General features: G+C 64.0%; 14 protein-coding genes. 4 read left to right on the plus strand and 10 right to left on the minus strand.

All coding sequences use genetic code 11. From position 1 onward, the window contains the following. Nucleotides 1–6: 6 nt before the first annotated feature. The gene (locus ACTG4X_RS20665; RefSeq protein ID WP_440531770.1) at nt 7–384 is read right to left on the minus strand and encodes a hypothetical protein; all 378 of its coding nucleotides are present in this window, start codon (nt 382–384) and stop codon (nt 7–9) included. Nucleotides 385–571: 187 nt separating this feature from the next. On the opposite strand from ACTG4X_RS20665, the gene ACTG4X_RS20670 reads away from it, so the two are divergent. Genes ACTG4X_RS20670 through ACTG4X_RS20685 form a run of 4 tightly spaced genes read left to right on the plus strand, consistent with a single transcriptional unit; the run spans nt 572 to nt 2418 of the window. Continuing rightward, nucleotides 572–1255, plus strand: a complete 684-nt coding sequence (locus ACTG4X_RS20670) for a class I SAM-dependent methyltransferase (protein WP_440531771.1) — start codon at nt 572–574, stop codon at nt 1253–1255. Between the two features lie 40 nt (nt 1256–1295). Beyond that, entirely contained in the window at nt 1296–1772 is a 477-nt protein-coding gene (locus ACTG4X_RS20675) for a GNAT family N-acetyltransferase (RefSeq protein ID WP_440531772.1), read from the plus strand. Then, nucleotides 1769–2071 carry a hypothetical protein gene (locus ACTG4X_RS20680; protein ID WP_440531773.1) on the plus strand — a complete coding sequence of 101 codons (303 nt, stop codon included), beginning with the start codon at nt 1769–1771 and terminating at the stop codon, nt 2069–2071. Before ACTG4X_RS20675 ends, ACTG4X_RS20680 begins: the two co-directional genes overlap by 4 nt. Next, nucleotides 2068–2418 (plus strand): VOC family protein, encoded by a 351-nt coding sequence (locus ACTG4X_RS20685; protein WP_440531774.1) that lies wholly within the window; start codon nt 2068–2070, stop codon nt 2416–2418. The genes ACTG4X_RS20680 and ACTG4X_RS20685 overlap by 4 nt, the downstream gene beginning before the upstream one ends. Before the next feature lie 22 nt (nt 2419–2440). Here ACTG4X_RS20685 and ACTG4X_RS20690 read toward each other — a convergent pair whose 3' ends face one another. The 9 genes from ACTG4X_RS20690 to urtA form a co-directional block, all read right to left on the minus strand. Further along, complete coding sequence (locus ACTG4X_RS20690; protein ID WP_093073604.1) at nt 2441–3736, minus strand: aspartate carbamoyltransferase; 1296 nt, start codon at nt 3734–3736, stop codon at nt 2441–2443. 124 nt (nt 3737–3860) lie between these two features. Next, the gene (locus tag ACTG4X_RS20695) at nt 3861–4211 is read right to left on the minus strand and encodes an alpha/beta hydrolase (RefSeq protein ID WP_093055861.1); all 351 of its coding nucleotides are present in this window, start codon (nt 4209–4211) and stop codon (nt 3861–3863) included. A gap of 157 nt (nt 4212–4368) precedes the next feature. Next, nucleotides 4369–4710: a zinc ribbon domain-containing protein gene (locus tag ACTG4X_RS20700; RefSeq protein ID WP_440531775.1), complete on the minus strand. Its 342-nt coding sequence runs from the start codon at nt 4708–4710 to the stop codon at nt 4369–4371. A gap of 14 nt (nt 4711–4724) precedes the next feature. Beyond that, nucleotides 4725–5957, minus strand: a complete 1233-nt coding sequence (fmdA, locus tag ACTG4X_RS20705; RefSeq protein ID WP_093055859.1) for a formamidase — start codon at nt 5955–5957, stop codon at nt 4725–4727. A 38-nt stretch (nt 5958–5995) separates the two neighbouring features. Beyond that, nucleotides 5996–6685, minus strand: coding sequence for an urea ABC transporter ATP-binding subunit UrtE (gene urtE, locus ACTG4X_RS20710; RefSeq protein ID WP_093075114.1), 690 nt, complete (start codon nt 6683–6685; stop codon nt 5996–5998). 212 nt (nt 6686–6897) lie between these two features. After that, nucleotides 6898–7641, minus strand: a complete 744-nt coding sequence (gene urtD / locus ACTG4X_RS20715) for an urea ABC transporter ATP-binding protein UrtD (RefSeq protein WP_093055857.1) — start codon at nt 7639–7641, stop codon at nt 6898–6900. Between the two features lie 25 nt (nt 7642–7666). Further along, nucleotides 7667–8866 carry an urea ABC transporter permease subunit UrtC gene (gene urtC / locus ACTG4X_RS20720; protein ID WP_093176050.1) on the minus strand — a complete coding sequence of 400 codons (1200 nt, stop codon included), beginning with the start codon at nt 8864–8866 and terminating at the stop codon, nt 7667–7669. A 32-nt stretch (nt 8867–8898) separates the two neighbouring features. After that, entirely contained in the window at nt 8899–9813 is a 915-nt protein-coding gene (gene urtB, locus ACTG4X_RS20725) for an urea ABC transporter permease subunit UrtB (RefSeq protein ID WP_093055853.1), read from the minus strand. Nucleotides 9814–9898: 85 nt separating this feature from the next. Next, nucleotides 9899–11164: an urea ABC transporter substrate-binding protein gene (urtA, locus tag ACTG4X_RS20730; RefSeq protein WP_093055851.1), complete on the minus strand. Its 1266-nt coding sequence runs from the start codon at nt 11162–11164 to the stop codon at nt 9899–9901. Between the last annotated feature and the right edge of the window lie 66 nt (nt 11165–11230).

An 11230-nucleotide genomic window follows, 5' to 3' on the forward strand; every position in this document is an offset into this window, starting at 1 on the left:
TGCAGCTCAGTAGGTGGTCGCGCCAGTTGTGTTGGTGGCGTGTGTCATCGCCGCATCCGGCTGGTTCGCAGAAGCCACCGGCGGCTGCACCTGTGATTCCAGAACTTCCGTCGGATGGATGCCGGTGTTCGCGCGAATCGCCTCGGCCTGCACCTGCGCACGGTCGGCGCCCGACACAGGCGCCTGCACCTGCGATTCCAGAACCTCTGTTGCGTGAATGCCGTTGTTGGCGCGCATGGCGTCCTCGGCCACCGCATCGCGCGACTGTGTCGAATGCGAGACCTGCGGATAGTCGGGATCGGCCAGCCCGCCTGCGTGCGCGAGCGATGTCAGCACCAGCGCCGGAACGGCGGCGATGCAGAGGGTTGCGATACGAAATCTCATGGTTGTCTCCTTGAGTGATGACGATGAATTCACTCTAGGACGCGGTACTTACCAGGCCGTGAGAGGCCGCTTACACAGCAGTGAGAGTTTGCTTAGATGAGCGTGAGAAGGCACGCAACCGGCAAGGGCGCATACTGGCCCACCTTTGCTGCACCGGGGCCTCGCACGCGAGACCCTGCTCCCTTCGATGCCGGGCTATCTACTCAAGCTGGAGCGCATCGCCATCGCGGGTGCCGACGACCTCGTCATTCAATCGTTGCTCGATCGGCAACAGTTCTCAGACCCTTTGGGCACGGCTGCCGCGCAGGGAATCTCTTCTGCCTCGTGGCCAATGTTCGGGCTGCTGTGGCCCTCGGGCGCGCAACTGGCCGCGCGCATGGCATTGCACCCCGTGGTGCTGGGCGCGCGCGTGCTCGAGATCGGCTGCGGCCTCGCGCTAGCAAGCCTGGTCGGCCATCGGCGCGGCAACGACATGACAGCGAGCGACTGCCACCCGCTCGCCGCCGGCTTCCTGCTGGAGAACCTTCGGCTGAACGCACTGCCGCCCATGAAATACAGGCGCGGCCACTGGGGCATGCACGAGACCGGCGCCGACGGCGACGTGCACGGCCTGTTCGACCTCGTGATCGGCAGCGACCTGCTGTACGAGCGCGATGCGGAAGGCCTGCTCGCCGCCTTCATCGCCCGCCACACCAGCCCCGCCGCCGAGGTGTGGATCGTCGACCCGGACAGGGGCAACCGGTCGGCATTCAACAGGCAAATGGCGGACGAAGGCTTCGGCATGTGCGAGGAGCGGCTGGACCAGATCGCAACCGTGAGCCGGGCGGCATACAGGGGGCGGTTGCTGACGTATCGGCGTGCGGCTGCTTGAGGCTCTATATTCGGCCGCTTCTGAATCGGAAGGCTGCCTTGTGGAGACAACGAACATCCGACGCGCCAGACCGGACGATGCCAAGGGCATCGAGGCGCTGTACTGCGAGCTGATCGGCGACACGCGCGTGTGCGTCCTGCCGGAGCACATCGCCGAACTGGCGAACGACTCTCGAACGGCGCTGCTTGTTCTGGAGCATGAGGGCGTGCTGCGCGCCACGGCCTTGCTGAACTTCTGCACCGATGTGATGTACAGGGCCCAGCCCTTCGCCGTGGTCGAGAACATCGTTGTCGGCGAGGCGTTTCGCGGCCAAGGCTCGGGAGCGGCACTCCTGCGGCACATCGAAGACGAATGCGTTGCGCGCGACTGCTCCAAGATCATGCTGCTCAGTTCGGTCGAGCGCGGCGAAGCGCACCGGTTCTTCGAGCACTGCGGCTTTGCAGGCTCGAAGAAGAAAGGCTTCGTCAAGTACCGCAGAGACTTCCAGCGCGACGATGCGGGCATCCGAACACCATGACGATCACGCCCAACCACGCCCTGCCCATCGACCACTTCCTCGACCTCGTGTCCGACACGATGGTCAACAGCTACTGCTTTCGATCGACGGGCCGAGTGACCGCGACGATCGGCAAGAAGAACGGCCCTCTGGCCGGGCCGCTGTTCAACTACCGCTTGATATCCGACGACAGCATCGAGATCATCCATTCGGACGGGCGCATCGAACGCTGGACCGGCATCCGCGTCGAAGGCGGCCTGCTGCACGTCGAGCGCGACGGCCAACCCCAAACCTTCAGGATCAGAAAACCTGCCCCATGAAAGTCAAACGACTGGTCGCCAACTTCGCAACGCCCGAGCCCGCGCGTGCGGCTGTCTTCTACAAGGACATCCTCGGCCTCGATCTGCTCATGGACCACGGCTGGATCCAGACCTACGGCTCGCAGGCCGAGATGACGTTGCAGGTCAGCTTCGCATCGGAAGGCGGCTCGGGTACGCCAGTGCCCGATCTGTCCATCGAGGTCGACGACGTCGACATGGCCTTCGAACGCATGAAGGCCGCGGGCTTCGCCATCGAATACGGCCCGGCGGACGAACCCTGGGGCGTGCGCCGCTTCTACGTGCGCGATCCGTTCGGCAAGCTGGTCAACATCCTCGCGCACGCCTGACGGCCACGCGCTCTCGCGAGCCTCAATCGAGCCCGTGAAACACGCTGTCGTCCGGCCCGATGTGCGAGGGCGGCGTCCAGGCAGCATCGCGCATCGAGCGGCTGACGAGCTTTTCCACGCCCAGCAGCGTGGCGAAGATCGCCATGCGCACCGGGATGCCGTTGTCGGTCTGGCGGAAGATGGCCAGGCGCGGGTCGTTGTTCAGGTCGACGCTCAGGTCGTGCGAGCCGGGGCGGCCATCGCGCGGCAGCGGGTGCATCACCACCACCTCGGGCTTGCAGGCTGATTCGATGAGCGCGCGGTTGATCTCGAACGCGTTGTCAAAGCCTTCCAGCACTTCGTCGTTCGCGAAGCGCTCTTTCTGGATGCGCGTGGCGTAGATGATGTCCGCGCCGGCCAGCGCCTGCGCGGGCGTGGCGGCAGTTTCGACCACGTGGCCGTTGCGGCTCACGGCCTCCACGATTTCCGCGGGCATTGCGAGCGACGGCGGCGAGACCAGCGTGAACTTCAGGCCCCGGTACAACGCAAGCAGCTTGATGAGCGAATGCACGGTGCGCCCGTACTTCAGGTCGCCGACCATCGCGATGTGCGCGCCGTCTACCAGCTTGCCCAGGCGCGAGAACTCGCGCTGGATGGTGTACAGGTCGAGCAGCGCCTGGCTGGGATGCTCGCCCGGGCCGTCGCCGCCGTTGATGACCGGCACGTTGGTGGCGCGCGCGAATTCAGCGACCGAGCCCTGCTCCGGATGCCGCACCACGATCGCATCGGCATAGCCGCTGATGACGCGGCTGGTGTCGTAGATCGATTCGCCCTTGGCCATCGACGAGAAAGTGAAGCCCGTGGTGTCGCACACCGAGCCGCCCAGCCGGCAGAACGCCGCGCCGAAGCTCACGCGGGTGCGCGTGCTGGCTTCGAAGAACAGATTGGCCAGCACGGCCCCTTCGAGCACGCGGCTGACCTTGCGTCGGCGCGCGATGGGCTGCATCACGTCGGCCAACTGGAACAGTTCGTCGATGGCGTCGCGGTTGAACTGGCTGACCGACAGCAGGTGGTGCGAGCCTTCAGTGGCCAGCGCCTGTCGCAGAGCGCCTTCATGTGCGCTTTGCGTATATTCACTGCGCCGCCCGTCTGAAGCCAGGATTTCGCTCACGAAGCGCCGTGCGACTTCGGGCATGGCCCTGAATTCATTGGATTCGTCGGGCAGGAGCCAAGCGTCGAGCGCCCTTCTGCGGCTGCCGATGCGCTCTGCGAAAGCATCACGCGTCATGTTGAGTTGACGCATCGCGTCGCGAAGGAGCACCTGTTGCGGCATGTTCATGGGCCACAAATATATACTCAATGCGTATATTTTGGCAACGACCACAAAGCAATCGGCCATGAAAAAACGGGCCCAAGGGCCCGTTCTTTCTCTTGCAACACCCGAAGGTGTCGTGGTCGGTTGCTTACAGGCCAGCTTGGCGCGTGAACGACACGCTGGGCTTCTTGTACGCAGCCGGCACTTCGTCGCGGTAGAACGCGCGGCGGTCGAGGCTGGCGAACGGGTCGTGTGCCTTGGCAACAGCTTCGGCTTGCACGGTCGCGCGGTTGGCGGTCGACGTGAAGGCTTGTGCGCCAGCGCCCGAGGCATCGCTGTATTCGTTGCCAGCACGAGCGGCGGCAACGGCTTGCGGTGCGACTTCAGCGCGGGTCACAGAAGAGTTCACGACGTGCACGCCGTCGTAGGTTTCTGCGTGGGCTCCGGCAGCAGCCAGGAGCGAGAGGGCAGCAGCGGCGAGGATCTTCGAGGCATTCATTTCAATCTCCTTCAAGTGATGGGTTGGTGAGGAGAAGTTTGATCCTGAAGAGCCCTGAAAAACGCCGTCGAAATGAACCACGGCGTTCACAGGATTGAAACAATCAGGACCTTGAAAAGAAGCCGGTCAATAGGGGTTGCCCCATGAAACGCCAGCCTCAGTGGCTGATCATCCACGGCCGCCTCGAAGGCGCGGACTTGACCCCGTTGGGCGCCGTCACCGTCGCACCCCGCTTGCCTGAACTGCAGCAACCGCAGCCCGCCGGATGCTTGAAGCGCGCGTAGTCGCGCGAACTGCCGGGCTCGTACCGTGCGCGCTCGTTGGTCTCCATGGCGCGGCGCGTGCCCGAGGCCATCAGCGCGAGCCGCGGTGCGGCCGAAAGTACACGCGGCGCGGCGCATCCGCAATCGGGGCATGCGGCGGGCTCGTCGCGCAGGCCCGAAGGCCGCAGCGCCTCGAAGCCGCCGCATTGCCCGCAGGCGTAGTCGTAAGTGGGCATGGCGTGGCTGTCTTTCAACGCAGGTCGTGCGACAGCGGCATGCTGATGCTGCCGTCGATCATCTTCACCGGGCCCGAGGCGTTCGGGTTGATGTCGAAGTCGAAGATGCCCGTGGGCAGCCACAGCGTGGCGCACGAGTTGGGTACGTCGACCACGCCGCTGATGTGGCCCTGCACCGGCGCCGTGCCAAGAATCGAATAGGCCTGCGCACCCGAGTAGCCGAACTTCTTCAGGTACTCGATGGCGTTCAGGCAGGCTTGGCGGTAGGCCACGTTCACGTCGAGGTAGTGCTGCTTGCCGCTCTCATCGACCGAGATGCCTTCGAAGATCAGGTAGTCGTTGTACTGCGGCGTGATCGGGCTGGGCTTGAAGATCGGGTTCTTGATGCCGTACTTGGCCATGCCGCCCTTGATGAGCGTGACCTTCATGTGCACCCAGCCGGCCATTTCGATGGCGCCGCAGAAGGTGATTTCGCCGTCGCCCTGGCTGAAGTGCAGGTCGCCCACGCTGAGGCCTGCGCCGTCGACGTACACGGGGAAGAACACTTTGGAGCCGCGCGACAGATCCTTGATGTCGCAGTTGCCACCATGCTCGCGCGGCGGCACGGTGCGCGCACCCTCGGCGGCGGCCTTCGCCCTCGCCTCGCCGGTCATCTTGCCCATGTGGGCGGTGCCGGCGAACGGCGGATTGGCAAGGCCGGGCACGCGATCGGGGTCGGTGGCAATGAGCGCCTTCTCGCGCTCGTTCCACATGTCGAGCATGGGCTTGTCGGGCAGGCAACCGATCAGGCCGGGGTGGATGAGGCCCGCGAAGTTCACGCCCGGAATGTGGCGCGAACTGGTGAACATGCCCTTGAAGTCCCAGATCGATTTCTGCGCTTCGGGAAAGTGGTCGGTGAGAAAGCCGCCGCCGTTCTTCTTCGAGAAGAAACCGTTGAAGCCCCAGAGGCTGTCCTGCTTGGCGCCGATGTCGAGCAGGTCCACCACCAGCAGGTCGCCGGGCTCTGCACCCTTCACGCCCACGGGGCCCGAGAGATAGTGCACGGTGCTCAGGTCGATGTCGCGTACGTCGTCGGCGCTGTCGTTGTTCTTGATGAAGCCGCCGGTCCAGTCGAAGGTCTCGAGGATGAAGTCGTCGCCCGGGTTGACCCAGCAGGCCATCGGAATGTCCGGGTGCCAGCGGTTGTGAATCAACTCGTTCTCGGTGGGCGACTTGGTCAGATCGACCTTGATCAGCGTGTCCGTCATTTGCAGTGGCTCCTGGTTGGGTTGTGGTTGAACGGAAATCAAACGGAGAGGTAGGCCTTGATGTGGTCCACGTCGGTCTTGTCACGCGCGGTCTCGTGCACGAGGCGGCCGCCTTCGATGACGAAGAGCCGATCGGCCACGTCCATCGCAAAGCTGAGCACCTGCTCGGACACGACGATGGTGATGCCGCGCAGCTTGCGGATCTCGTTGAGCGCCTTGGCGATGTCCTTGATGATCGAAGGCTGGATACCTTCGGTGGGCTCGTCGAGCAGCAGCACCTTGGGGTCGGTGACGAGGGCACGTGCAATCGCAAGCTGCTGTTGCTGGCCGCCCGAGAGGTTGCCGCCCTTGCGGCTCTTCATGTCCCACAGCACGGGGAACAGCGCGTAAATTTCTTCGGGAATGCGGCGGGTCTTCGAGTTCTCGAGGCCGGTCTGGATGTTCTCTTCCACCGTCAGCGTCGGAAAGATCATCCGGCCCTGCGGCACGTAGGCGATGCCTTTTGCCACGCGGCGGAAGCTCTCGTCGCGCGACACGTCCTGGCCCGCCACTTCGATGCGCCCACTCTTCAATGGCAGCACGCCCATGAGGCTCTTGAACAGCGTGGTCTTGCCCATGCCGTTGCGACCCATGATGGCGATGGTTTCGTTGGCATGGCCCTCGAAGGAGATGCCGTGCAGGGCCTCGCTCTGGCCGTAGGCTACGTGCAGGTCTTCCACCTTCAGCATGAGGTTGCTCATATCTTTGGACTCTCTCGGGTTGTGTTCGGGGTGCGTGCACAGGCCGCTGGTGCACGACTGATCAACGACTGCTCTGTCCAACGATCACGTCGATGGGGTGCCTTGCGCAGCGAAATAAAGGAGGGGCCCGAAGGGCGGGGGACATTCGCGGAGCAAGGTACCCCGTCGGCGTGATCGCACCCTGAACGACGGCCCTTCATCTAGTGCCCCAGATAGACATCGATGACCTTGGGATCCGCCTGCACCTTCTCCATGGGCCCCTCGGCAAGGATCCTCCCCTGGTGCATCACGGTGACCTTGTGCGCGATCTGCTTGACGAAGGCCATGTCGTGCTCGATGACGATCACCGCGCGGTTCTGGCAGATGCGCTTGAGCAGGTCGGCCGTGAGCTCGCGTTCGCGTGCGCTCATGCCGGCGATGGGCTCGTCGAGCATCAGCAACTCGGGTTCCTGCATCAGCAGCATGCCGATCTCCAGCCACTGCTTCTGACCGTGGCTCAGCAGGCCGGCCTCTGTGTCGAGGCGGTCGGCCAGCCCGATCTCTTCCGCAATCGCCTGCACCTTGGCCTTGACCTCGTCGTCGCACTTGAAAGCCAGCGCGCCGAACACCGAGCGGCCCTTCGGGAACGACACCTCCAGGTTCTGGAACACGCTCAGGTTCTCGTAGATGGATGGTGTCTGGAACTTGCGGCCGATGCCCAGCCGCACGCGCTTGTGCTCGGCCATCTTCGTGAGCTCGGTGTTCTTGAACTTGATGCTGCCGGCGCTTGCGCGCGTCTTGCCGCAGATCAGGTCGAGCAGCGTGGTCTTGCCTGCCCCGTTGGGGCCGATGATCACGCGCAGCTCGTTGCGATCGATGTACAGCGTGAGGTCGTCGATGGCCTTGAAGCCGTCGAAGGAGACGGTGAGATCTTCCACGGCGAGCGCGAAGTCGGTGTTGCTCATGAGGGTGTGGCTCCGGGTTCAGTCGTCAGGCGCGCTGGCTGCCGACGCCTTCGGGCAGCGTGGGTTCGGGTTGTGCCGCGACTGGTGCCACGGGTGCAGGTGCAACAGCAGAGACCGGCGGCTTGACAGCTGCATCGCGCAGCGCCTGGCGACGCGACTTCCACCAAGGCCGGATCTTTTCTTCCCACACTCCGGCAAGCCCCATCGGGAAGGCCATGGTCACGCCGATGAAGAGACCAGCCATCAGGAACAGCCACAGGTCCGGAAAGCTCTCGGAGAACAGCGTCTTGCCCGCATTCACCAGCAGCGCGCCGTACACCGCGCCCACCAGGCTCATGCGCCCGCCTACCGCGCAGAAGATCACCATCTCGATCGAGGGCACGATGCCCACGAAGCTCGGCGACATGAAGCCCACCTGCAGCGCGAACATTGCGCCACCGATGCCCGAGAGCCCGGCCGCCAGGCAGAAGATGAAGACCTTGAAATTCGACACGTCGTAGCCCGAGAAGCGCACGCGGTCTTCCTTGTCACGCATGGCCAGCAGCAGCGTGCCCAGCTTGCTGGTCTGCACCCAGCGGCACAGCAGGATGCTCGCCACCAGCAAGCCGACGCAGACGTAGTACAGCACGTACTTGGCGCTGTCGGTGCGTGTGTCCCAGCCCAGCATCGTCTTCAGGTCGGTCATGCCGTTCACGCCGCCCGTGTAGCCCTGCTGGCCGATGATGAGCACGGTGCAAATGAGCGCAACCGCCTGCGTGATGATCGCGAAGTACACGCCGCCCACGCGCCGCTTGAACATCGCAAAGCTCACGAGCCAGGCCAGTGCCATCGGCGCCAGCACTACCAGCGCAAGGCTCAGCGGCAGGCTCTTGAATGGCAGCCACAGCGTGGGCAGCTCGGTGATCTGGTTCCAGTCCATGAAGTCCGGGATGCCGGGCGTCGACTGGATCTTGGTCGTGATGGGATCGGAGGCTTCGAGCTTGAGGAACATCGCCATCGCATACCCGCCGATGCCGAAGAACACGCCCTGCCCCAGGCTCAGCACGCCGCCGTAGCCCCACACCATGACGAGCCCCACGGCCACGAAGGCGTAGGTGAGGTACTTGCCCACGAGGTTGAGGCGGAAGATGTCGAGCGACAGCGGCAGCACCACCGCGAGCAGCAGCACCAGGAGCAGCAGGCTGCCGAGCTGGTAGCGCTGGATCGAGGCCTTGATGAAATTCATCGGAACGTTCTCCTGCAAGGGAATCGGGTTCATCAGCGGCGGACCTTGACGGCGAACAGGCCTTGGGGGCGCATCATCAAGATCAGCACGATCAGCGACAGCGTCAGCACCTTGGCCATCGAGCCGGTCATGAAGAACTCGGAGATCGACTGCGTCTGTGCAATGCCGAAGGCCGAGACCACCGTGCCGAACAGGCTGGCCGCGCCGCCGAAGGTGACGACCAGGAAGGCGTCGACGATGTAGAGCGAACCCGAGGTCGGCCCGGTCGAGCCGATGGTGGTGAAGGCCGCGCCCGCCATGCCGGCAATGCCGCAGCCGATGGCGAAGGTCAGGCGGTCGGTCTTCTTCGTGTCGATGCCGGTGGCGTTGGCCATCGTACGGTTGGCCACGGTGGCGCGCACCCGCAGGCCCCATCGACTCTTGTGCAGAGCGATGAGCACGCCGCCCGTGACCAGCGCTGTGAGCGCCAGCACGAACAGGCCGTTGATCGGAATGTCGAGGCCTTCATGCGGCGTCCACGAGCCCATGAGCCACTCGGGCAGCGTGGGGCTCACTTCCTTCGGGCCGATGAAGGTGCGAAAGATCTGCTGCAGGCCCAGGCTCACGCCCCAGGTGGCGAGCAGCGTGTCGAGCGGTCGCTTGTACAGGTGGCGAATCAGCACCCACTCCACGATCCATCCGGTGATGAAGGCGAAGACGAAGGCCAGCCCGATGGCGATCGGGAAGTAGTACGGCATGAACGCCGGCGCCAGGCTTTCGGTGATGCGTGCAGCCAGGTAGATCGAATAGGCGCCGATGGTCATGAACTCGCCATGCGCCATGTTGATCACGCCCATCTGGCCGAAGATGATCGCCAGGCCCAGCCCCATCAGCAGCAGCACCGCGAAGAGGCTCAGCCCCGCGAAGCCCTGCATGAGGCCGATGTTCATCATGTCCGACAGAGTCATGGCGGGAAGTCCGGAATGTTGGAGTTGCCCCCTCTCCCGCTAGCGGGAGAGGGTTGGGGTGAGGGCCGACGGCCTGCTTGCTGGCTTACTGGTAGCCCTTCGGGAACGGATCCGGCTTGATCAGCTCAGCCGACTCCGCCACCACCTTGAACGTGCCATCGAGCTGCCCCTGCCCGATACGCGCCTTGCTCCACAAGTGGTGGTTCGCATCCAGCTTCACGTAGCCTTCTGGCGCCGTCTTCAGCTCGATGCCCGGCGAACCCGCGACTACCTTGTCCACGTCGAAGCTGCCGGCCTTCTCCACCGCCGCCTTCCACAGCCACGGACCGAGGTAGCCCGCCTGCGTCACGTCGCCGATCACCGCGTCCTTGCCGTACTTCGCCTTGAAGGCCTCCACGAACTTCTTGTTGTTCGCGTTGTCCAGCGTCTGGAAGTACTTCATCGACGAGTAGAAGCCCGCGAAGTTCTCGCCGCCCACGCCGGTCATTTCGTCTTCCGTCACGGCCAGCGTCAGCAGGAATTGCTTGTCGCCCGTGATGCCCGCGGCCTTGAGCTGCTTGTAGAAGGCCACGTTCGAGCCGCCCACCACGGCTGCGAAGATGCAGTCGGGCTTGGCCACCTTGATCTTGTTGATCAGCGAGTTGAAGTTGGTGTGGCCCAGCGGGTAGTACTCCTCGCCCTTGACCGAACCCTTCTGGAAGTTCTCGATGTGCTTGCGCGCGATCTTCATCGAGGTGCGCGGCCAGATGTAGTCGGAGCCCACCAGGAAGAAGGTCTTGGCCTTTTTCTCCTTCGCGCCCCAGTCCAGGCCCCAGATGATCTGCTGCGTGGCTTCCTGGCCGGTGTAGATCACGTTCTTGCTCTGCTCCAGGCCTTCGTAGAAGGTCGGGTAGTACAGGAGGCCGTTCTCTTTCTCGAACACAGGCAGCACTGCCTTGCGCGAGGCGCTGGTCCAGCAGCCGAACACGGCCGCGCAGTGATCGTTGACCAGCAGCTTCTTCGACTTCTCGGCGAAGGTCGGCCAGTCGGAGGCACCGTCTTCCTTGATGACCTTGATCTTGCGGCCCAGCACGCCGCCCATGGCGTTGATCTGGTCGATGGCCAGCTGCTCGGCCTGGATCGAGCCGGTTTCCGAGATGGCCATGGTGCCGGTGGACGAATGCAGCTGGCCCACCGTTACCTCGGTGTCGGTCACGGCGAGCTTGGTGGTGTTGACCTTGGCCGTGGGGAATTGCCCCTGGCCGAAGCTCAGGCCGCTCAGGCCCATCACGGGCAGCGCGGCGGCGCCCTGCAGCAGACGGCGGCGGCGCAATGCCAGGGCATCGAGAGAAAGATCTGAATCACGCGACATCAGGAAACTCCAGGCAGGTTGTTGGAAAGTAGAGCCGCGCACCATCGCAGTGCATCGGACGGTGCC

The organism is Variovorax sp. YR566 (assembly GCF_051992195.1).
In the GTDB taxonomy this organism is placed as follows: Bacteria; Pseudomonadota; Gammaproteobacteria; order Burkholderiales; family Burkholderiaceae_C; genus Variovorax.